This window comes from Sphingomonas sp. 22176 (assembly GCF_052045505.1).
Taxonomy (GTDB): Bacteria; Pseudomonadota; Alphaproteobacteria; order Sphingomonadales; family Sphingomonadaceae; genus Sphingomonas.
On record NZ_JBQEPL010000001.1, the window covers coordinates 1453034 to 1475609 of the forward strand.

Annotated in this window: 17 protein-coding genes; 11 read left to right on the top strand and 6 right to left on the bottom strand. The window is 68.8% G+C overall.

From position 1 onward, the window contains the following. Window positions 1-23 precede the first annotated feature (23 nt). The 5 genes from ACTJKY_RS07055 to ACTJKY_RS07075 all read left to right on the top strand — a co-directional run bounded on the left by ACTJKY_RS07055 (window position 24) and on the right by ACTJKY_RS07075 (window position 8025). Entirely contained in the window at window positions 24-1658 is a 1635-nt protein-coding gene (locus ACTJKY_RS07055; RefSeq protein WP_440845022.1) for an O-antigen ligase family protein, read from the top strand. A gap of 29 nt (window positions 1659-1687) precedes the next feature. Further along, window positions 1688-4030 (top strand): hypothetical protein, encoded by a 2343-nt coding sequence (locus ACTJKY_RS07060; protein WP_440845023.1) that lies wholly within the window; start codon window positions 1688-1690, stop codon window positions 4028-4030. 55 nt (window positions 4031-4085) lie between these two features. Further along, window positions 4086-5618, top strand: a complete 1533-nt coding sequence (locus ACTJKY_RS07065; RefSeq protein ID WP_440845024.1) for an aminoacyl--tRNA ligase-related protein — start codon at window positions 4086-4088, stop codon at window positions 5616-5618. A gap of 89 nt (window positions 5619-5707) precedes the next feature. Further along, entirely contained in the window at window positions 5708-6982 is a 1275-nt protein-coding gene (locus tag ACTJKY_RS07070; protein ID WP_440845025.1) for a glycosyltransferase, read from the top strand. A gap of 260 nt (window positions 6983-7242) precedes the next feature. Continuing rightward, window positions 7243-8025 (top strand): arginyltransferase, encoded by a 783-nt coding sequence (locus ACTJKY_RS07075; protein ID WP_440845027.1) that lies wholly within the window; start codon window positions 7243-7245, stop codon window positions 8023-8025. A 152-nt stretch (window positions 8026-8177) separates the two neighbouring features. Here ACTJKY_RS07075 and ACTJKY_RS07080 read toward each other — a convergent pair whose 3' ends face one another. Genes ACTJKY_RS07080 through ACTJKY_RS07090 form a run of 3 tightly spaced genes read right to left on the bottom strand, consistent with a single transcriptional unit; the run spans window position 8178 to window position 11361 of the window. Continuing rightward, window positions 8178-8987, bottom strand: coding sequence for a transglutaminase family protein (locus tag ACTJKY_RS07080; protein WP_440845028.1), 810 nt, complete (start codon window positions 8985-8987; stop codon window positions 8178-8180). After that, window positions 8987-9922, bottom strand: a complete 936-nt coding sequence (locus tag ACTJKY_RS07085) for an alpha-E domain-containing protein (RefSeq protein WP_440845242.1) — start codon at window positions 9920-9922, stop codon at window positions 8987-8989. Before ACTJKY_RS07085 ends, ACTJKY_RS07080 begins: the two co-directional genes overlap by 1 nt. A gap of 2 nt (window positions 9923-9924) precedes the next feature. Continuing rightward, window positions 9925-11361 (bottom strand): circularly permuted type 2 ATP-grasp protein, encoded by a 1437-nt coding sequence (locus ACTJKY_RS07090; protein ID WP_440845029.1) that lies wholly within the window; start codon window positions 11359-11361, stop codon window positions 9925-9927. Between the two features lie 128 nt (window positions 11362-11489). On the opposite strand from ACTJKY_RS07090, the gene ACTJKY_RS07095 reads away from it, so the two are divergent. Beyond that, window positions 11490-12392 (top strand): right-handed parallel beta-helix repeat-containing protein, encoded by a 903-nt coding sequence (locus ACTJKY_RS07095; protein WP_440845030.1) that lies wholly within the window; start codon window positions 11490-11492, stop codon window positions 12390-12392. Between the two features lie 133 nt (window positions 12393-12525). Here ACTJKY_RS07095 and ACTJKY_RS07100 read toward each other — a convergent pair whose 3' ends face one another. Next, window positions 12526-14169 (bottom strand): alkaline phosphatase family protein, encoded by a 1644-nt coding sequence (locus ACTJKY_RS07100; protein WP_440845031.1) that lies wholly within the window; start codon window positions 14167-14169, stop codon window positions 12526-12528. Window positions 14170-14249: 80 nt separating this feature from the next. Between ACTJKY_RS07100 and ACTJKY_RS07105 the strand changes: the two genes are divergently transcribed. The 4 genes from ACTJKY_RS07105 (at window position 14250) to ACTJKY_RS07120 (ending at window position 17947) form a co-directional block, all read left to right on the top strand. Next, complete coding sequence (locus tag ACTJKY_RS07105) at window positions 14250-16271, top strand: protein-disulfide reductase DsbD family protein (RefSeq protein WP_440845033.1); 2022 nt, start codon at window positions 14250-14252, stop codon at window positions 16269-16271. Between the two features lie 65 nt (window positions 16272-16336). Continuing rightward, window positions 16337-17167 (top strand): TIGR00266 family protein, encoded by an 831-nt coding sequence (locus ACTJKY_RS07110; RefSeq protein ID WP_440845035.1) that lies wholly within the window; start codon window positions 16337-16339, stop codon window positions 17165-17167. Window position 17168: 1 nt separating this feature from the next. Next, entirely contained in the window at window positions 17169-17708 is a 540-nt protein-coding gene (locus tag ACTJKY_RS07115) for a GNAT family N-acetyltransferase (protein ID WP_440845036.1), read from the top strand. Beyond that, window positions 17687-17947 (top strand): hypothetical protein, encoded by a 261-nt coding sequence (locus tag ACTJKY_RS07120; RefSeq protein ID WP_121074649.1) that lies wholly within the window; start codon window positions 17687-17689, stop codon window positions 17945-17947. The genes ACTJKY_RS07115 and ACTJKY_RS07120 overlap by 22 nt, the downstream gene beginning before the upstream one ends. On the opposite strand, the gene ACTJKY_RS07125 is transcribed toward ACTJKY_RS07120, so the two are convergent. Further along, window positions 17942-19069: a DUF1624 domain-containing protein gene (locus ACTJKY_RS07125; RefSeq protein ID WP_440845038.1), complete on the bottom strand. Its 1128-nt coding sequence runs from the start codon at window positions 19067-19069 to the stop codon at window positions 17942-17944. The genes ACTJKY_RS07120 and ACTJKY_RS07125 overlap by 6 nt on opposite strands. Window positions 19070-19151: 82 nt before the next feature. Between ACTJKY_RS07125 and ACTJKY_RS07130 the strand changes: the two genes are divergently transcribed. After that, window positions 19152-21206, top strand: a complete 2055-nt coding sequence (locus ACTJKY_RS07130) for a TonB-dependent siderophore receptor (protein ID WP_440845039.1) — start codon at window positions 19152-19154, stop codon at window positions 21204-21206. Here the strand turns inward: ACTJKY_RS07130 and ACTJKY_RS07135 are convergent. Next, window positions 21200-22531, bottom strand: a complete 1332-nt coding sequence (locus ACTJKY_RS07135; protein ID WP_440845040.1) for a serine hydrolase — start codon at window positions 22529-22531, stop codon at window positions 21200-21202. The two genes, ACTJKY_RS07130 and ACTJKY_RS07135, sit on opposite strands and share 7 nt — an antisense overlap. Window positions 22532-22576: the final 45 nt, after the last annotated feature.

Genomic DNA, 22576 nt, shown 5'->3' on the forward strand with positions numbered 1-22576 from the left:
CAGGGGCGGCGCGACGTTCGAAGATGACACTCGGCCTGGGGGCGCTGCGCCTCGATGCGCCGTTCCGGGCGCTGCGGCGCCCCGGCCGCGACGTGCTGCCGGTCTATCATCCCCAGCGTCCCGGCTGGTCGGTGGCGCTGCGCAATCTGGCGCTGCTGAGCGGAATCGTCCTGCTCGCGGTCATCTACGGTCTGCTGGTCGCGATCCTGCCGCCCTCGCTGCTGGTCGCGGCCGCCGCGCCGCTCGCGCTGCTGGCGCTGCTGGTGGTCTGGGCGCTGCCCGAGGCGAAGGCGGCGCCGACCGGGTCGCTCACCCATCTCTACACGGCGTTCCTGATCGTCTTCATCGCCTGGCCCAACTATCTCGCGGTCGCGGTGGGCGGGTTGCCCTGGATTTCGATGCGCCGTCTCGTCGGCCTGATGCTGACCGTCATCCTGATGATCTGCCTGTCGATCTCGCGGGCGTTCCGCCAGCAGATGGCGGACGTCTTCCGCGCCTCGCCCTGGCTGGCGCGGCTGCTGATCGGCTTCTTCATCATCCAGTTCCTGGCCACGATCTTCTCGGTCTCGCCGACGGACACGATCGGGCGCTGGGTCCACGCCACCTTCACCTCCACGGCGGTGTGCTTCGCCACCATCTGGCTGTTCGGGCCGGGCGGCAAGAGCGTGCCGTGGCTGGTCAATCGGCTCGCCCTGGTGGTGTTCCTGCTGATGGTCATCGGCGTGTTCGAGGCGCGCACCCAGCATGTGCTGTGGCTGGAACATATTCCCAGCTTCCTGCGGATCGAGGATGCGGTGCTGCAGGACCTGATCCAGCCGCACATCCGCGGCGGATACCGTGTCGTCACCACCTACACGACGCCGCTGGCCTATGGTGAGTTGCTCGCGCTGACGACGCCCTTCATCCTGTTCCGGATGGTCAATGCGAAGACCTGGCCGATGCGGCTGATGTGGGTCGGATTCGACGCCTTCATCCTCTACTCGGCGGTGCTGTCGACGGCGCGGCTGTCGCTCGTCGGGTTCATCGCGGCGCATGCATTGTTCGGGCTGTGCTGGGGCATCCACCGCTGGCGCAACGCGCGCGGCGACATGCTCGGCATTTCGGCAACGATGATCTACCCCGCGCTGATGGTGGCGCTGATGCTGGCGGTGATGTTCGTGCCGGCGATCCACATCCGCGTGCTGGGCGGCGGCGCCGCGCAGGCGAGCACCAACGCGCGCGGTGAGCAGTTCCACATGGCGATTCCGGTGATCGCGCGTCGGCCGCTGCTCGGCTACGGCCCCGGCCAGGGCGGTGGCGCGATCAACTGGCGCACCCCGGACGGTACGCTGACGATCGATCTGGGCCTTGTCGCGCTTTGCGCCGATGTCGGCGTGTTCGGCTTCCTCGCCTGGATGGGGACGTTGCTGCTGTCGATCGTCAGCCTGTTCCGCGCAGGCTTGCGGGATGTGACGTCGCCATTCCCGCCCGAATTCGCGATCGCGGTTTCGCTGGCGGTGCTGATTTCGACGCGACTGGTGCTGGCACAGGCGGACAATGATCCGCTGTTCGTGATCCTGTTCGGCCTGTCCCTGGCGACGCTCTACAGGGCGCGCCTGCGCGATCGGGGAGATCGTATCCCAGGTGGAACGAGTGCTGCCGGCAGTGCTATGCACTGACCGTCTCTGCCCAACATAGGGAGAAGCTTGTGAGCGATGTCACGCGTAGGACCGCGGTCGGTGGGCTGCTGGTCGGTTCTTTTGCGGCTGCGGCGTGCTCCAGTGCTTCGAGTTCGGCAAAGCAGGTCGCCCCGGGCGGACGCGGCAACGGGCTGCGGCCCGGGCGCGCTTGGAACGGCACGGCGGGCAGCGGCGGCACCGCCCCGGCGCAGAGCGATGTGCCGCTGGGCACGCTGGTGCCCGACGAGCGCTTCATCGGCGGCTTTTCGGCGGCTCCCGGCCAGTGGATCCACGGCGAGGGCATTCGCATCACGGCGCTGGGCCTTCCGCCCCAATCCGCCAACAGCAGCGAGATAAACTACTTCAAGGAAGCGGTGTTCTACCTGGAGGGGAACACGGTCACCGTCACCGACTGGAGCGTCAACCAGACGCCGGTGCGGATGTATGACGGGCGCATGGCGCCGCAGGGCTCGATCGGCTTCTCGGTGGAGATCGGCGCGGGCGAGGGGCCGGTCACGGCGGGCGATGCGATCCTCTATTGCTATCTGCGCGGCGAACACGGGTTGGAACGGCGGATCGAATTGCCGCTGGTGATCAATGTCGATCGCAGCCTGGATGCCAAGCGGCCGACCCGTTACATCGATCCGGTCGAGGGCGACGACGGCGCGGCCGGTACCCAAGACGCGCCGTGGAAGACGATCGCCCAAGGGCTGAGCAAGCGCGGCGTGGGGGATGGCGGGCTGCTGATCCTCACGCGTGCCGGCCGCTATGTGGAAGACCGCAACAGCGGCCCCGGCATCGGCACAATCGACAATGCACGCGTCATCGAAGTGAAGCCGGCCGACGGGCTGCGCCCGGACCAGGTGGTGATCACGCGCACCGATCGCTATCTGCCCGAACCGCGCTGGGGCATTCTGGCGCGGCGCGTGCATTTCCACGGCGTAACCATCGACATGTCGAAATTCCCCAGGATCATGGGGGTCCCCGGCACGCAGGTGGGCTTTTTTGGGTGCCAGCTGCTCGATCGCGAGCGGATGTACGGCCAAAAGAATGCAGCCGGGCGGAGCCTCGGGCTCAATTTCTTCAAGGGCGATCCGCGCCAGCGCGACATCCTGCCGCCGCTGCCCTATCTCGGCCATGGCTTCTATCTGCTGGAAAGCTTGTTCGAAGGGGCGGCGCCGATGGCGCCCCGCCTGTACCGGAACGTGACCGCGAAGTTGACGACAGACGCCTTCCAGGGCGGCCCGGGCTATGACGGTGTCGTCATCGACGGCTATGACGCGACGATCGGTGAGCCGGCGCCCATTCGGCTCCATCTGCCCCCGACGCTGGTCGTGGAGTCCGTCGCCCGAGAAGGGCAGGGCCACACCGCCATCATCGTGCGCGACGCAGCAGACCTGTCGCCGATGAAGCGGATCTGGGATCTCCAGGTCCGCATCGTGACCGGTGCCGGGGCGGGGCCCAAGCCGTATCAGCTCTTCCTGGCCGATCCCGCCACCCGCCGAATTGTCGTCGAGGGCGACCTGGCCGGCACGCTGTCGCCCGGCGACGAGATCATGTGCTACGCGATCTTCCACGTGGATTTCATGCAGCAGGGCGGCGTGCAGCGGGCGAACCAGCGCGGCATGCGCAACACGACGGTCTTCCGCTACCATGCCGAAGGGCCGACGGCGCAGCTGTTCCTTACCCAGGGCGCCGTCTCGCTGCTGCCGAATTCGGTGATCACCACCAACGGCACCGCGTTCCGGATCACCAGCCCGTCGGGGCAGAACGAGATCCTGCCCGACGATATCCTGCAGCTGCAGGGGGGCGCGCTGCCCGGCGAGTATCGCTTTGTGAAGAGCTTCGACGCAGCCACCGGATCGGGCGTGTTGCTGGAGCCGTTCAGCCGGGACCAGACCGACGCGCCGGTTGCGCGTGCCAAGACGATGACCGATTTCGTGATGGCGCTGTCGACTCTCCGCAAGACCGGGCATGGGTGGGAGATGGGCCAGTTCCAGCATGGCCATCGCAATTTCCTGCTCGCGCAGAACACCTTCATCAGCGAGCCCAATTGCCTGACGTTCCGCAGCAAGGCGCCGGGGCACGGCCATCGCAACCATGTCCAACTGTTCAATCTCTGCACGCGGATCGACGCGGACCTGCCCGAGCTGCCCAGCGTGGGGCTGCGGATCGAGCATGTCCATCTGCTGGCCGGCAAGCCGCGCGGCAAATTCTCTCGACTGCGCCCGGTATCGCTGAGCTTCGGCGCGCAGCAGCGCTACCAGCCGAGCCGCGAGATCCTGCGGATCGGGCGCAAGCCGCTGATTCCGTTCGACAGCTTCGGCAATCCGGTCGATGCCGATTCGCCGGTGGGGTCGCTCTCCGTATGAGGTCGGGGCGCGCCGGCCCTTGCGTCGGCGCGTCCAAGCGCTAAGCGCTGGACCCATGATCAAGCACGCCCTTTCCGTCACGCGCGATGGCGATTTCGCGCAATGGTACCAGACCGTCATCAGCGAAGCCGACATGGCCGAGGATTCGGGCGTGCGCGGCTGCATGGTCATCCGGCCATGGGGCTATGGGATCTGGGAGCGCATCCAGCGCCTGCTCGACGATCGCATCAAGGCGACCGGGCACGAGAATTGCTATTTCCCGCTGTTCATCCCGCTTTCCTATTTCGAGAAGGAAGCCGAGCATGTCGACGGCTTCGCCAAGGAAATGGCCGTCGTCACCCATCACCGCCTCGTCCAGAAGGACGGCCGGCTGGTGCCCGATCCCGAGGCGAAGCTCGAAGAGCCGCTGGTCGTCCGCCCCACGTCGGAGACGGTGATCGGCGCGGCAATGTCGCGGTGGGTGCAGAGCTGGCGCGACCTGCCGGTGCTGATCAACCAGTGGGCGAACGTCGTCCGCTGGGAAATGCGCACCCGCATGTTCCTGCGCACCGCCGAATTCCTGTGGCAGGAAGGGCATACCGCCCACGCCACCGTCGACGAGGCGCAGGAAGAAACCCTCAAGATGCTCGAAGTCTATCGCAGCTTCGCCGAGGATTGCCTGGCGATGCCGGTGGTAGCAGGCGAGAAGCCGGAGAATGAGCGTTTCCCGGGCGCGGTCTCGACCTTCTCGATCGAGGCGATGATGCAGGACGGCAAGGCGCTGCAGGCCGGCACCTCGCACTTCCTGGGCACCACCTTCTCCTCGGCGCAGGACATCAAGTTCCAGAACAGCGAAGGCCAGTTCGAGCTGGCGCAGACGACCAGCTGGGGCGTCTCGACCCGCATGATCGGCGGGCTGATCATGGTGCATGGCGACGACGATGGCCTGCGCGTGCCGCCGATGGTGGCGCCGTGGCAGATCGTGATCGTGCCGATGCTGCGCGACCAGCCCGAAGACGCGGCGACCATCGAATACTGCAAGTCGCTCCAGGCCGAACTGGCCAAGCTGAGCGCGCTGGGCGAGCCGGTGCGTGCGCTGCTCGACCTGAAGGCGGTGAAGGCGCAGACCAAGCGCTGGGGCTGGGTGAAGAAGGGCGCGCCGATCGTTATCGAGGTCGGCGGGCGCGACGTCGCCGGCGGCAATGTCTCGGTGATCCAGCGCAACAAGCTCTACCGCGAAGACGGCAAGCTCGATTCGCAGATCATGCCGCGCGGGGATTTCGTGGCGGAAGCCGCGGCGATCCTCGAGAGCATCCAGCAGGGCCTGTATCTCGACGCGCGCGACCGGCTGGACAGCAATATCCGCCGCGACGTGACCGATTTCGACACGCTGGCGGCGATGTTCGCGGATTCGGTGAAGTTCCCCGGCTGGGCCGAGGTGAACTGGGCCAAGCCGACCGGCGCCGAGCTGGACGCGGTGGTCGAGCGGCTCAAGGCGCTCAAGCTCACCTTCCGCAACGTAGCCGTCGACGCGGCGCCGGCGGAGGGCAGCTGCCTGTTCACCGGCAAGCCGGCGGTCGAGCGGATTCTGGTCGCCCGCGCGTACTGAGTTCTAAGATTCTCCCCATGCGGGGAGGATCTTGATTGACGTGGCGCCAGCCCCCTGCAACCACCCTGCTCCCCTAGGGGGACAAGCGCATGCGGGTGGTGCTGGCGACATTGGGCACGTTGGGCGACGTGCACCCATTCATCGCGCTCGCGCTGGGGATGCAGGCGCGAGGGCACGTGCCCGTGTTTGCCGGCGCAGAATCGGTACGGCCCATCGCCGAGCGGCACGGCATCGAATTCCACCCCATTCGCCCGGACGGTCCGCAGCTGATCGCCGATACAGGCATGGACGAAGGCGCGATCGCGCGGGCGATCGCCACCGATTTCGATTTCATCATCAACCGGGTCCTGGTGCCCTATGCCGAGGTTACGCTGGCGGACCTGATGCCCGTGGTCGCCGGGGCGGATCTGGTGCTCGCCAGCAGCTTCTCAATCCATGCGCGGATCGCGGCGCAGGCGGCGGGGGTGCCGCTTGCCTCCGCGCTGCTCCAGCCGATCACGCTGCTTTCGGCCGAGGACCCGCCGGTGCTGACGCGCGGTGAGACCGTGCTGGTGGCGCTGCGCCGCTGGTTCGGCGCGGGCGCGGTTCGGCCGCTGCTCCGGCTGGCCGAGCGGCGCTATGCCAAGGGGCTCGAGCCGTTCGCGGCAATGCGTGAAGCCACGGGTGCGCCGCCTTTTGCCGGCAACGAGGTGCTGGCCGGGCCGCTGGCCGTAGACCGCGCGATCGGGCTGTGGTCCTCCGTCTTTTCCCCTGCGCCCAGCGACGTGCCGCCGAGCTTCGCGCAGACCGGATTCGTCTTCTACGACGGCGGGTTCGCGGGCGAGGGGCTCTCTGCCGAGGTCGCGGCGTTTCTGGAGGCGGGGCCGCCGCCGCTCGTTTTCACCCTGGGCAGCATGGCCGTCTATGCCGAGGACGGCTTCTACGCGGCGAGCGCCGAGGCGGCCCGGCGGCTGGGGCGGCGGGCAGTGCTGCTGGTCGGCGACGACCTGCTGGCGCAGTACCGGCACCTCGCGAGCGATACGGTGCTTGTGGAGGGCTATGCGCCGCATTCGCAGATCTTCCCGCGCGCGGCGGCGGTGATCGGGCATGGTGGCATCGGCACCACCGCCCAGGCGATCCGCGCGGGCGTGCCGCAGCTCGTCTGCCCGATCTTCGGCGACCAGTTCGACAATGCCGCGCGGATCGAGCGCGCCGGGCTGGGCCTGTCGCTGGCCAAACGCCGCTACACCGCCGCGCGCGCGGCGGCCGCCATCGATCGCCTGCTGGCCAACGCTGCGATGGCGGACAGGGCACGGCAGGCAGGCGCAGTGATCGCTGCGGAGGACGGCGTCGGCCGGGCGCTCGACGCGCTGGGAATCGGCTGAACGCGCCCGCGACTCGATTCGCTCAGGCACGCAGACGCCCGCGGAGTCGGGGCTGTTCAGTCCCCGCCCGATCCCGCTTTGCCGCGAAGCATGGTTACTACGGAACCGAATCGTCCCGTTCCGCGTCACACGGGAAAGCCGATGGCGCGGGAATGGCCCTGATTGATGGTAAACGCGCTTTTCATCATCCAAATCCGACCCCATAACGGCGTAAGAGGGGCCGATCGGGACGGCCCGATGGAGCAGAGGACGGCTGAGCGGTGACCGCATTATCACGTTTCCCGCGTTTCTTCGTGACCAGCCCGTCGCCCTGTCCATATCTGCCCGGCCGGCAGGAACGCAAAATCTTCACCGAACTCTCCGGCGAGCATGCCGGCGAACTCAACGACGCGCTGAGCCGCATCGGCTTCCGTCGCAGTCAGTCGGTCGCCTATCGGCCGAGCTGCGCGGGCTGCACCGCCTGCGCCTCGGTGCGCGTGGTCGCCGACGGGTTCGAGCCCAATGGTACCCAGCGCAAGCTGCTCAAGCGCTATGGCGACCTCGAAGTCACCGCCTGCAAGCCCTGGGCGACTGGCGAGCAATATGAGCTGCTCAAGCGCTATCTCGATTCGCGGCACCCCGGCGGCGGCATGGCGGCGATGGACGAGAGCGACTATGCCGACATGGTCGAGCAGTCGCCGGTCAGCTCCTATGTCGTCGAATATCGCGAGCAGTCGGTCGACGGCCAGCGTGGCCGGCTGGTGGGCGCGTGCATCACCGACCAGCAGGGCGATGGCCTGTCGATGATCTACAGCTTCTTCGTCACCGATGACGAGACGCGGTCCGGCATGGGCAACTATATCATCATGGACCACATCCTGCGCGCCCGCGCGGCGGGGCTGCCCTATGTCTATCTCGGCTATTGGGTGAAGGGCAGCGCGCGGATGGCCTACAAGACCCGCTATCGACCGATCGAAGTGCTCGGGCCCACGGGCTGGTCGCTGCTGACCGACGAGGATGCGGTGGGCGCGATGCCGAACGCGGTCGCGGCGGCGCTGGCCTGAGGGGCTGGTAGACAGTAGCAACCGTCATCCCGGCGAAAGCCGGGATCCAGTCGCCTCTCGGCAGCAGCAAGCGTCCAGACGGAGACCTCAATGGATCCCGGCTTTCGCCGGGATGACGTTGTTACGGAAGCCGCGGCGCTACCGCGGCTCGGCTATTCCTCGTTGCCCAGCCGATCGACATGCAGGTCCACGGCGAGCTGTTCTTCGCCATGCCCTATGCGGTGCCCGGCGACCGCCGCGGCACCTTCGGAATCGAGGCCGACCGCCACCCGCACATAGCCGTCGTTGGGCGACAGCCCGGTGACCGGATCGAACGCCACCCAGCCGAGCCCCTGCACCCAGGCCTCGCACCAGGCGTGCGGCGCGCATTGGGCGTCGCCATCGAGGTGGTAGCCCGAGACATAGCGCGCCGGTGCCTCCAGCGTGCGCGCGGCGGAAACGAACATCTGCGCCACGTCGCGCGAGGCCTCTGCCTTGCCGGCAAAGGCCTCGGCCGCGGTCAGCCCGGTATCGGGCACGTCGGGCACGCAGCGGGAGCGGGCGTGGAGCGCTTGGTTGAGCCGGTGCAGCCGCTCGATCGGGTCGCTGGTGCCGGCGCTGACATCCGCCGCGAACGCCGTCAGCTGCGGGCTCGGCGCAGTGCGCGGCGTCGTCCGCAGGAACAGGGCAGGGGGCAGCGGCTCCGGCGTGCCGCGCAGCACCCCGGCATTGTCCTGCGTGAGTACCTCGCCGGTGACCGCGATCTCGATCGCCTCGATCGGCCCTTCGGCGTACAGCATGGTCACGGCGTTGCCATAGCCGTCGACCGCGTCGCGCAGCCGCGCGTCGCAATCGACGCCGACCATCCAGCTCACCACCGTCTGGTGCTGGGTGTCGCACGGCGTCAGCCGCAGCATCTGCACGATCCGCGCCTGGGGCTGGGTGAAGCGGTAGACCGAGCGGTGTTCGACGGCGATGCGCATCAGAGAAACCGGAACTGGCGAGCGATCGCGGCATCGAGCAGCGCGTTCTCGGCGATGAAATTCTCCAGATATTCGTGCAAGCCCCCGACGATGATGTCGGGGGTGCGCGCCTTCTGGACGCGGGCGAGCCGGGCGCGGGCCATGCGATCGGCCTCGCCCTGGAGCCCCGTGCGCTTGGCCAGCTGGCTGAGCAGCGTTACGCTCTCCTCCACACAGGCGGCGACGCTGCGCGGCAGCTCGGTACGGCTGACCAGCAGGTCGATGACATTGTCCGGCCGCAGCCCCTCCGAATAGAGCCAGCGATAGGCAGTGACGGCGGAGACCGTCTGCAGGATCGTCGTCCACTGGTCGCGATCGACCGCGCCGCCGACGCTCTCGCCGGCGGGCAGCAGTAGGTGGTATTTCACGTCGACCAGCCGCGCGGTGTTGTCCGCGCGCTCGATCGCGGCGCCGAGCTGGATCAGCAGCGTCGCCTCGTTGCGCATCATCCGGTGAATCGCGCCTTCGAAGCCGCGCGTCTCGCCCTTGACCTGCTCGACCAGGTTGAGCGTCTCGGTGGCGCCGCCGGTAGAGGCGCGGTTGGCGAACAGCCACCAGGCGCGGTTGATCGCGGTCCATGCCTCGCGGGTCAGCGCGGTGCGCACCGCGCGGGCGTTGTTGCGCGCCATTTCCAGGCAGCGGGTGATCGATCCGGGGTTGTCGGCCTCCAGCGTCAGGAAGCGGGCGACATGCGCCTGGGTGGCCGGGTGGCCGGTTTCGGCGAAGAGCTCGTCGGTATAGCTGACGGTGAGCGCGCTCTGCCACGCGGCTTCGCCGGCCGGGCGAGCGGAGAGCGCGTCGAGGCGGATGGTCGCCTCCACCAGCCGCGCGATGAAGTCCGCGCGCTCGACATAGCGGCCGAGCCAGTAGAGCGCCGCGGCGGTGCGGGAGAGCATCATCATGCCGCGTCCCCCAGCAGCACGAAGCTGTCCTTGGTGCCGCCGCCCTGGCTGGAGTTCACCACCAGCGATCCCTCGCGCAGCGCCACCCGGGTCAGCCCGCCGGGGACGACGCGCACCTTGTCGCTGCCGGTCAGCACGAAGGGGCGGAAGTCGACATGCCGCGGGGCCAGGCCCTTTTCGGTCAGCGTCGGGACGGTCGACAGCGCCAGCGTCGGCTGCGCGATATAGCGATGCGGCTCGGCGATCAGCGCGGCGCGGAAGGTCTCGATCTGCTCGGTCGTGGCGGTCGGCCCGACCAGCATGCCGTAGCCGCCCGAGCCATCGACCAGCTTCACCACCAGCTCGGGCAGATGCTCGAGGACGTATTTCAGCGCCTGCGGTTCGCGGCAGCGCCAGGTCTCGACATTGGGCAGCTTGGCTTCGCCGCCCGAATAGAAGCGGACGATCTCCGGCATGTAGCTGTAGATCGCCTTGTCGTCGGCGATGCCGTTGCCCGGCGCGTTGAGCAGCGCGACATTGCCCGCGCGATAGGCGGCGATCAGCCCCGGCACGCCAAGCAGCGAGTCCGGGCGGAAGACCAAGGGATCCAGGAAATCGTCGTCGATGCGGCGGTAGATCACGTCCACCCGCACGCGGCCGGCGATCGTCTCCATGTAGACGATGTCGTCGTCGACCACGAGGTCGGCGGCCTCGACCAGCTCGACCCCCATCGAATCGGCGAGGAAGCTGTGCTCGTAATAGGCCGAGTTGAAATGCCCCGGCGTCAGCACGACGCACACCGGCCGCGCGCGGCCGAGCGGCGCCACCGAGCGCATCGTCTCCAGCAGCATGTCCGGATAGCTGTCGACCGGTGCCACGCGGAAATCGCGGAACAGTTCGGGGCAGAGCCGGATCATCGCCTCGCGATTTTCCAGCATGTAGGAGACGCCCGAGGGCGTGCGGGCATTGTCTTCCAGCACGTAGAATTCGTCAGCGCCGGTGCGGACCAGGTCGATCCCGCAGATATGCGCCCAAACCCCATGCGGCGGGCGGATGCCGGCGACTTCGGGGCGGAACTGCTCGTTGTGGAGGATCAACTCGGGGGGGATGATCCCTTCGTCGAGGATGCGGCGCGCGCCGTAGATGTCTTCGAGAAAGGCGTTGATCGCCTCGACACGCTGGACAAGGCCCTCGCTCAGCTTCTCCCATTCGCGCTGCAGGAACATGCGGGGGACGATGTCGAAGGGGATGATGCGCTCGGCGGCGTCACTGTCGCCATAGACGGCGAAGGTAATGCCCAGCTGGCGAAACGCGGCTTCGGCCGATTGCTGCCGGCGTTGCAGCTCGTCGGGGGGCGTGTCCGCAATCCATTGCGACAGCGCGGTGAACGCCTCGCGCGGCGCCTCCGGGCCGCCATGCCCCCAAATCTCGTCGAACGCCCCCAGTGATCCCATCGAAGCTCCCAAACGCCCGTGTGACCGAATGGCTGCATGCTGCAATGCTTCGTTGCGCTGCACAAGCGGCGAATGTGGACGTTTGCGCATCGGCGGATTTTTAACGGCGGGCGTGGCAGGGTGCGGGCATGTCGATCCTGCTCCTGGCTCTCGCCGCCGCCGCTGCGCCCTTCACTATCGCCGAGACGGGGCAGGGGTTTCCGACCCTTGCCGCCGCGGTGGAGTCGGTGCGCGACGGGACCGCGACGATCCTGATCGCACCCGGCACCTATCACCAGTGTGCGGTGCAGGCGGGGGGGCGGATCACCTACAAGGCGGTGCAGCCGGGCACCGCGATCTTCGAGCATACTGTGTGCGAGGACAAGGCGGCGTTCGTGCTGCGCGGGCGCGGCGCGGCAGTGGACGGCCTCGTGTTCCGCAAGTTCCGCGTGCGCGACGGCAACGGTGCGGGCATCCGCATCGAGATGGGCGACCTGACCGTCACCCGCTCGACCTTCCTCGACAGCCAGGAGGGAATCCTCGGCGGCGGGCATTCGACGGTGCGCAGCATCACCATCGATCGCTCGAGCTTCGCCGGGCTCGGCCAGTGCGACGAATCGCCGAACTGTTCGCATTCGGTCTATCTGTCGGTCGACGGGCTGGTGACGATCACCCATAGCCGTTTCGAGCGCGGTACCGGTGGGCACTATGTGAAGCTGCGCGCGCGCCGGGTGGCGATCACCGGCAACAGCTTCGACGACAGCGCGGGACGCAAGACCAACTATATGATCGACCTGTCGGAAGGCGGCACGGGGACGATCGCGCAGAACATGTTCGTGCAGGGGGCGGCGAAGGAGAACCGTTCGGGGCTGATCGTCGTCGCGGCGGAGGCGCGGACCTATCCGACCGACGGGCTGCGGGTGGAGGGGAATACCGCCGGTCTCGCGCCGGGCGCGCCGGCCGATCCGGCGTTCGTGGCGGATGTGTCTGGCGGGCGGATCACGTTGGCGAACAACCGGCTGACGGGCATGCGCGCGTTCGAGAAGCGGTAAGCCTCTCCACCTGCGCTCCCCTCCCGCTTGCGGGAGGGGATGGTTGCCGCTTGGGAAGACCTCGCGGCAGGAACTTCCACGTCACACCCTCCCCTAACCCCTCCCGCAAGCGGGAGGGGGAATTGGAGACCGCTTACTTGCAGCTGTCGCCCGCGCCCGCGTCGATATCCAGGCAGCGCCCGTCGATCTGCACCGGCACCGGCACCTTGATCAGCGCGGCCAGCGTCGGCGCAATGTCCACCGTCTCCACCGACAGCGGCTGTTCGAAGCCGGTCATGCCCTTGCGCCAGAACAGGATCGGCACGCGGCGGTCATAGTCCCAGAAGCTGCCATGGGTCGCGACATAGCCGCCCACCGGATCGAGGATCGGCGTCACCCGCGGCTTGAGCGCGATGACCAGATCGCCCGAACGCTGCGGATCGTACGAGGCGCGGGCGCGCTCCAGCAGGCTCCAGGTCTCGGGCGGGGTATGGACGATCGGCGTCGCCTCGATCTGGGCGCGGGTGAACACCGCCTGCACCTGGGCGTTGGCCGCGTAGAGCTTCGCTGCCTCGGCGAGCACCGCCGCGCGCTTGGCCTGCGGCACCGACGGCGTGACATACACGTCGCCGCCCGGACCGCCGACCAGCACCGGGCCGGTCAGCCCCAGCTTGCCCGCGAGCGCGCGGCTGATGCTGGTGGTGGTCACCTCGGGGGTGACGCGTTGCTCGGTCGGCGCACCATGTTCGCGGTGGCGTTCGGGCAGGTCATGGCCGCCATGGTCGGCGGTCAGCACCACCTGATAGCCCACGCCCGTGCGATCGAGCGCCTCGAACAACCGGCCCAGCGTCTGGTCTAGGGAGAGCAGTTGCAGGCACATCTCGCTGCCTTCGGTGCCATAGCTGTGGCCGACATAGTCGGTGGCCGAGGCACCGAGGATCAGCAGGTCGGTATGGCCTTGCTGGCCGAGCTTCATGTCGGTGGCGAGCTTGGCGCCCAGCGCCAGCACCGCGTCGTCGATCTCGGGCGAGGCGCGGAACGCCTTGGCGTCGCCCGCAGCGCGCGCAAAGCGGCCGTCGCCCACCGTCTTGTTGCCGCCGACCGGGATCGCGCGGCTGCGGAGCTTGCAGAAGCCCGGCAGGTCCAGCGCGGGCTGCGCCTCGGCGATGCGGGCGGTGGTCGCGGCGTTGATCCTGGTCACCGCCTCGGGGGCGGTGCGGCCGGCATAGGACACGAAGGCCTTGCCGTCCCACCACCAGAGCTCGTCGACCTTATGGCCGCCCATCATCACCGCCGCGCGGTCCTTGCCCGCAACCGAGACGACGCGCGACTGCGGATCGGCCTGCTTCATCCACTCGCCGAGCGTCGGCACCTTCAGATGCTTGTCGGAGACGGTGTAGTGGGTCGAATCCGAGCCCGGCAAGGTCTCGTCCTCGGCGCAGTAGACGGTCTTGTCGGCGCGCGGCGCGGCGAAATCCGTCCAGTCATTGGCGATGATGCCGGTGCGCGACGGATGGTCGCCGGTGAGGATCGTCGAGTGGCCCGGGCAGGTCTCGGTCGCGGCGTGGCTCTGATAGCCCGCCGGGAACACCGCGCCGGTCATCAGCCGGGCGAAGCCGCTGCTGAACTGGCTGCGATATTCTGCGAACAGGTCGGCCGAGAACTGGTCGACCGAGATCACCACCACCAGCTTGGGCGGCGTCGCGGGCAGCGCGGCCGCGGGGGCCGGTGCGCTCTGCTGGGCGAGTGCGGGGGTGGCGGCCAGCGCGAGGGCGGCGAGGGGGGCAAGCAATTTCATTCGGGGCCGGCTCCAGGCACGGGTGGACGTTGGTACACCCAGCTATTGTCGAACGCGGCGAACTGGGCAAGGACGGCGCCATGGCCCAGCTTCGTTTCGCTTTGATGTCGCTCCTGATCTTCCTCATGGGCGGCGCGTCCGCGATGGCGCAGGGGTTCGCCAAGGGGCCGCATGTCCACAGCGAACTGGTGGCGGAGACGGCGACCCCGAAGCCGGGCAGCGACGTGACGCTGGCGCTGGTCTCCACCCCCGATCCGAAATGGCACGCCTATTGGCAGAACCCGGGCGATGCCGGGCTGCCCGCCGAGGCGCACTGGACGCTGCGGGCCGGCGCCACCGCCGATGCCTTCCGCTATCCGCTCCCGCAGCGGCTGCTGATCGCCGGGCTGATGAACTATGTCTACGAAGGCACCTTCGTCCGGCTGACCACGCTGCACATCCCCGCCGACGCCAAGGGCGTGCTGCCGGTGAAGCTCAAGCTCGATTACCTCGTCTGCACCGACACGCTGTGCGTGCCCGAAAAGGCTGAGCTGGAGACGAGCCTCACCATCGGCGACGGCGCGATCGATCCCGCGGCACGGGCCAAGTTCGACGGCTGGCGGGCCAAGCTGCCCAAGCCGCTGAGCACCCCGGCGACCTTCCAGGCGGCTGGCGGCACGCTGCGGATCGCGGTGCCCTATCCGGCGGGTGCGGCGGCGAAGGACGTGTATTTCTACCCGTTGACGGCCAATGCGGTCGACTATGCCGCGCCGCAGACCGTCACCCGCGACGGCGACCGGCTGGTGCTGGAGATCAAGGCCCGCACCGCACCGGCGGCGCTGGAAGGCGTGCTGGCCATCGACGGGCAGGGGCTGATCGTCACCGCCAAGCCGGGTGCCGTAGCGGCGGTCAAGCCGGCCGCGACCCCGTGGCTGGCGGCGATCGGCGCGTTCTTCGCGGCGGTGCTGGGCGGGCTGATCCTCAACGTTATGCCCTGCGTCTTCCCGATCCTCAGCCTCAAGGCGCTGAGCCTCGCCAAGGCCAATAACGAGGCCGGTAGCCCGCGGGCCGAGGCGCTCGCCTATACCGCGGGCGTGGTGGCGGTGTGCCTCGCCCTCGGCGGACTGCTGCTCGGGCTGCGGGCGGCGGGGGCAACGGTGGGCTGGGCGTTCCAGCTGCAGGATCCGCGCGTCATCCTGGTGCTGCTGCTGCTGGTCGCGAGCATCGCCTTCAATCTTGCCGGGCTGTTCGAGATCACCACCCCAGCCTTCGTCAACCGCGCGGCGAGCAACGGGCATGGCGGCGCGTTCGCGACCGGCGCGCTGGCGGCGTTCATCGCCACGCCGTGCACCGGGCCGTTCATGGCCTCGGCACTGGGCGCGGCGCTGGTGCTGCCCTGGTTTGCCGGGCTGGCGATCTTCGGCGGGCTGGGCCTCGGCATCGCGCTGCCCTTCCTGCTGCTCGGCTTCGTGCCGGCGTTCCGGCGCAAGCTGCCCAAGCCTGGCGCCTGGATGGCGACGATGCGGCACATCCTCTCCATCCCGATGTTCCTCACCGCGCTGGCGCTTGCCTGGGTGCTGGGCAAGCAGGCCGGGGTGGACGGGATGACCATCGGGCTGGCGGCGACGTTGCTGGCGACGCTCGGCCTGTGGTGGGCGGGTGTGCGCCAGGCCAAGGGGCGGAGCGGCGCCTGGCTGCCGGCGCTGCCGCTGGTGCTGCTGGCGCTCGGCGGCGTTGCGCTGGTCCGTCCGGGGGCGGCGGGTGGAACGCCGGCCGCCATGGCCGAGGCCGAGCCGTTCAGCGAGGCCCGGCTCGCCGCGCTGCGCGCGCAGGGGCGGCCGGTCTTCGCCTATTTCACCGCCGACTGGTGCCTCACCTGCAAGGTCAACGAGAAGGCGGTGATCGAGACCTCCGCCGTCGAGCAGGCGCTGCGGGACGGCAAGGTCGCGGTGCTGGTCGGCGACTGGACCAATGGTGATGCGACGCTGGGCCGATTCATCGAGGCGCATAACCGCGCCGGCGTGCCGCTCTACCTCTGGTACGAGCCGGGGCAGGACGCCCCCGAGGTGCTGCCCCAGGTGCTGACCCAGGATCTGCTCGCCGAGCGTGCGAAGGGCGGCTGATCCGGCTTCGCGCCACGCTGCAGTTGGTGTAGTATGCCGCTGCAACACGTGACGGAGAGACTGCCATGCCGCCGATCAGCCCCTGGTCGCACACGCGCCGCGAAGGCTATGCCGACGACATCGATTTCGAGATCAAGGGCCAGGAGCTGCAGTTCGTCGAGATCGAGCTCGATCCCGGCGAAAGCGCGGTGGCCGAGGCCGGCGCGATGGTGTGGAAGGACGCCGCGATCACCATGCAGACCGTGTTCGGCGACGGCAGCAACGCCGGCGGCGGAATCATGGACAAGCTGCTCGGCGCGGGAAAGCGGTTGGTCACGGGTGAAGGCCTATTCACCACCGTCTTCACCCACCAGGGCAGCGGCAAGGCACGCGTCTCCTTCGCCTCGCCGGTGCCCGGCGCGATCGTGCCGCTGCGGCTGGCCGATATCGGCGGCACGCTGATCTGCCAGAAGGACGCGTTCCTCGCCGCCGCCAAGGGCGTGCAGATGGGCATCGCCTTCCAGCGCCGGGTGATGACCGGGCTGTTCGGCGGCGAGGGCTTCATCATGCAGCGGCTCGACGGCGACGGCTGGGTGTTCGTCCAGATGGGCGGCGCGATCGTCGAGCGCGAGCTGGCGCCGGGCGAGGAACTCCATGTCGATACCGGCTGCCTCGCTGCGTTGACGCCATCGGTGGACTTCGACCTCGTCTCGGTCGGGGGCGTGCGCAGCATGTTGTTCGGCGGCGAGGGCGTGTTCTTCGCCCGGCTGCGCGGGCCGGGCAAGGTGTGGATCCAGTCGCTGCCCTTCGCGCGGCTGGCGGGCCGCATGCTCGCCGCGGCCAATGGCGGCGGGCATAATCGCGGCGAGGGTTCGGTGCTGGGCGGCCTGGGCGACTTCATCGGCGGCAATCGCTGAGATGGCGGACACGCCCGTGCTTACCACCGCGCGGCTGCGCCTGCGGCCGCGGACGGTGGACGATGCCGAGGCGCTGTTCCCCAGCCTCTCCGACGCCGAGCTGATGACCTGGTGGAGCCACGCGCCCCACCAAACCGTCGAGCAGACCCGCGCCAGCCTGTCGCGCGGCGACCCGGCCTGGCGCGTCTGGGCGATCACGCATGCCGGTGACGACACCGCCATCGGCTATGTCGCGGTGGGCGAGAAGCGGCCGGCGGTCAGCGAGATCGGCTATCTGCTCGCCCGGCCGCATTGGGGGCAGGGGATCGCCGAGGAGGCGATCGGCGCAGTGCTCGACCAGCTCTTCCTCGCCGAGGCGCACCGGCGGGTTTTTGCGGACACGGACCCGGACAATGTGTATTCGCGCCGGCTGCTCGAACGGCTGGGCTTCCGGCTGGAGGGCGTGCTGCGCGCCGAGTGGGAGACCCATATCGGCGTGCGTGACACCACGCTCTACGGGCTGTTGAAGGAAGACTGGACATGCCGACCCCGCCAAACCTGAACGATCCGGCCGAGCGCGCCGCCTACAAGGCCGAGCTGAAGCAGATCGCGCGGCCGCTGCGGATGGGGGCGGTGTGGCTGGCGGTGCTCGGCGCGCTGCTCGCGGCGCTGCGGGCGAAGGTCTGGCCGATGCCGATCGCGGTACCGGCGGCGGTGCTGGGGCTTGCCTTCTTCCTGATGGTGCTCGGCATCACCGTGCGGGTAAAATACCACCAGCGGCGGATGCGCGGCGACCTATAGATAGCGCATCCACCAGGCGTCGCTCCGGCGCTTGAGGCTGCCAAAGGCGCGGGTAGCGAACCAGCACGGCACCGCGACCGTTGCCGCCAGCAGCCAGAGCGCGGCGACGTTGGGCACGCTCACCGGCCCCGCCACGCCCAGCGCCGCACCCGCCGCAAGGTTCAGCGCCCGCAGCAGGTAGAGGTGGAACAGGTAGAAGAACAGCGGCGCGCCGCCCAGAACCACCAGCAGCCGCGCCGCCCGCTGGGGCAGGTGTTCGAACGCGGCCAGCACGATCAGCCCCACGCCCAGCGTCGCCAGCACGAAATCGGCCGAGGGCGGATATTTGGTGAGGTTGACGAACTGCAGCGCGGTGCGGAGCGCGTCCGCGCCCGCCTGCCACGGATGCAGGTCGCCATAGACGTTGGTCGCGCGCAGCAGCACGAACAGCGCCAGCGCGGCGAGCCCCGTCGCCACCAGCTTGCGCCGGCGGGTCGTTGCGTCGGCCGCGGCGGCGAACCACGGCCCCAGCGCATAGCCGAGCGCGATCACCCCGATCCACGGCAGCAGCGGATAGCTGATCCGCAGCCGCCCGCCCCAGGGCAGGTCGAAGATGCTGCGCTCGTGCAGCACCGCCCACACCGCAGGGCCGGGCGCACCCGCGACATGCACGCCGTCGAGCAGATTGTGCCCCAGCACGATCGCCAGCCCCAGCGCGATCAACGCGGGGCGGGGCATGTGGACCAGCACCGCCAGCGCCAGCATCGACAACCCGATCACCCAGATCATCTGCAGATACAGCATCGGCGGGGTGAGATCGAAGCCCCAGGCGAAGTTGACCACGGTCAGCTCGAGCACGACCAGGAACAGCCCGCGCTTCCACAGAAAGTCGGACGCCGCCGCCGCCCCACCCCGCGACTGCGCATAGAGCCACGCCGCCAGCCCGGTGAGGAACACGAACACCGGCGCACAGAAATGCGCGGTGAGCCGGGTGAGAAACAGCGCGGTCGGCGTCTCGGGCCCCAGCGGGTCGGCGACCGGCACGGTGGAGTAGAAGGTCTCGCGGGTGTGATCGACCAGCATCAGCAGCATCACCAGCCCGCGCAGGGCGTCGATCGAGCGGATGCGGGGGCGGGCGGACACGTCCGGGGCAATGGTTGACAAGCGCTGCAACATATTGCAGCGCAATGATACAACATCACACAAAGGGCAACCTATTTTGCGCGTGACACTCGCCACGGCCGCCTTGTTTTCGCTCGGCGCGATCGCTCCCGCTGCTGCCGACGAGCGCGATCCGAACACCGATCCCGCCGCTCAGGAAATCGTCGTGCTCGGCACCCGCGAGCAGCACACGGACCGCACGCTGTCCGCCGACCCGGCGACCGAGCGCATGTCGCAATCCAGCCGGGTGCTGGAGCGCGACCTGCTCACCGCCGCCGGCAGCTATCGCCTGTCCGATGCGCTGGAGCTGGTCAGCGGCGTCAGCAACCAGAACAACCGCGGCGGCGTGATGGACAATTTCGCGATCCGCGGCTTTCTCGGCACGCCCGACGGCGGCGGCGAATATTATGTCGACGGATTCCTCGCTAATCGCGGCATGGCCCCGCCGCGCGATCCGGCGACGACCGAGCGGATCGAGCTGCTCAAGGGGCCGATGGGCGCGCTGTTCGGCGATGCCGATCCCGGCGGGCGGGTGAACCTGGTGAGCAAGACGCCGGGAACGGTCGCAACGGGCAGTGCCACGCTCACCTATGGCTCGTTCAACACCAAGCGCGCCGAGCTGGACGTCAACCAGCCGATTACGGCCACGCTGGCAGTGCGTGTCGTGGGCGCGGTGGAGGATAGCGACGGCTGGCGCGATTTCGTGACGCTCAAGCGCCGTACGCTCGCACCCTCGGTCACCTGGCGGCCGACCGCGGGTGTGCAACTCACCTATGTCGGCGAGATCACGCGCTTCGACACGCCGTTCGATCGCGGCATGCCGGCCATCGCCGGCGACGCCAACGCGCTGCCGCGCAATCGCTATTTCGGCGAGCCGAGCAACGGCGTCACCCGCTTCCGCAACGAGCGTCACCAGCTGACCGGCGAGCTCGCGCTCGGCGGCGGCTGGGCGCTCAATGGCGGGGTGGCGTGGCGCACGGGATCGCTGAACGGCTTCTCGGCGGACCAGTCCCGGCTGGTGGGGGGCAGCCTGTGGCGGCAGCGGCGGCAGCGCGACTATACGGTCGACGATCTTTCCGCCCGGATGGAGCTGACCGGGCGGATCGCCCGCCACCAGCTCAGCGTCGGCCTCAAGGGCACGGTGCTCGACTATCGCGAGGGGCTGCTGCGCCGGAACCCGAGCCCCGTCGCGCCCTATGCGATCGACGTGTTCGCCCCCGTGTACGGTGGCACCGCGCTGCCGCTCACGCCCTTCACCGACAATCGCGAGAAGCGCTGGGCGGCGACCGCCTATCTCCAGTATCTGTGGGAAGTGACCGATCGGCTGACGCTGAGCGGCGCGGTCCGCTACGATCCCTATCGCCAGCGCATCGCCAACAACCGCACCGGTGCGGTGGGCCGGGCGGTGGACGATCCGGTGAACTTCCGCGTCGGCGCGCAGTATCGGCTCGACCCGCGCTTCGCCCTGCACGCGAACTGGGGCGAGAACTTCGTGCTCAACTCCGGCACCGGCCGCGACGGCAGCGGCTTCGCGCCGGAGACGGGCAAGGGCTATGAGCTGGGCGCCTCGGCGCGGCTGCCAGGCGTGGACCTATCGGCCAGCTGGTTCTCCATCGAGAAGCGCAACATCCTGACCAACGATCCCGTCGACCCCAATTTCAACGCGCCCGTCGGGCGGTTGCGCAGCCACGGCATCGAGTTCGACGGATCGGCCAAGCTCGGCCGCCACTGGCAGCTCGTCGCCAACTATGCCTGGACGCATGCCCGCACGCTCGACCGCAGCTTCGCCACCGACCGGGTGCTCGACGTGCCGACCCATGCCGGCACCGTCTTCCTGCTCGGCCGCTTCCTCGATGCGGACGGGAAGGGCCCCTCGGTGAGCGGCGGCCTCGCCTATGTCGGCGACCGTATCGGCGCGATCGACGGCAGCGGGCTGGTGCTGCCGGGCTACGTCAAGGCCAAGGCAGCGGCGGAATACGCCTTCTCGCGCCGCGTGACCGTCCGACTGGAGGCGGACAATCTGTTCGACGCGCGCTATTCGATGAGCTCGTACAGCAGCCTGTGGGTCTATCCCGGCGCCCCGCGCACGGTGCGCGGATCGGTGCGGATCGCTTATTGAGGCGGGGCGGCGAGCTCGGCCGCCTTGCCGATCAGCCCGGCGAAGCGGCCTTGCTCGACCTCTTGCGCGGGGTCGTTCCAGCTGGCGGAGAGGACGGTCCAGCCGCCGTCCTTGCTCTGCAGCAGCAGCGTCATTGCGATTACGCCCGGCTCGGACCCGCCCTTGTAGCCGACATAGCTCCATTTGCCGGCGGCCAGCGGCGGGATGCCGGGGTTCTTGGACAGCACCGCGCGCGCGTCCTTGCCCTTGGGGCCTTCGGTGTTGCGGCGAATCCAGTCCATCACCCGGACGAGATCGGCGGGTGTCTCGAACCATTCGAGCGTGTCGATCGACAGCGGCTTGCCGGCCGCGAACAGGCCGACATCCACCTTGGTAAGCGGCGTCGCGGCCACCTCGCCGGCGAGCAGTGCGCGGCGCCCGGCCTCGTTCGCGGCAAGATAGCGGTCGCGCAACGCCGGGATGGTCTTCAGCTTGAAGAGCTCGCCCGTGCCGAGAAAGGGCCGGTTGCGCGCGGGATCGGCGATGCCGAGCACGGGCATCATCGCCTCCACCTTTGCGCGGCCCAGCGTCTTGAGGACGATGTCGGTCGCGCTGTTGTCGCTGATCGAGATCATTTGCGTGGCCAGTTCGCGCAGGGACACCTTGGTGCCTGCCGGCTTGGTCGTATAGCCGCCGCCGGGCAGTTCGCTGCCGTCGAGCGTGACCATGTCGTCCCAGCTGCGCTCACCGGCATTGGTCGCACGGATCAGCTCGGCCAGGATCACCAGCTTGAACTCGGAACCGATCGCGAAGGCCTGGTCGGCATTGTGCTGGCGAAGCAGCTGCGGCTTGCCGTCTCCCAGCCTTGCCAGCGCATAGCCGGTGCGACCGTGCAGCCCCTTGAGCGCCGCTTCGACGGCGTCGAGGCTCGCCTCGCGGGCGGTGAGGCCTTGCACCAGCAACCCGGTGATGCGGTGGTCGCCGGCCGGATCGACGTCGATGGCGACGGTGGCGATCGCGTCGCGATACTCCACCGTCAGCGTGCCGCTCCACGGCGTCTTCGCATCCAGCGTCTGCAGGTCGGAATAGGGGCCGGCAGCAGCCGCGATCTGCTGGAGCACCGCATCGAACTTGGCCTTGGGCACCTGTGTGCGGAACACGTCGGAAAAGGCGGCGTCATAATCGCCCTTGCCCTGCAGCAGGTCCGGCAGCTGGTTGACGCGATCGCGGAATTCCTTGGCCGGCTGCACGGCGGCGGCGGGAGCAGCGGGAGCGACGGGCGTGGTCTGCGCCAAAGACGGCGTGGCGCAGGCAAGCAGCGGCGCGAGAAAGGCGACGGCACGCATGAACGGTATCTCCCCCTGTCGTAGGAGGATGGTACACGTAGCATG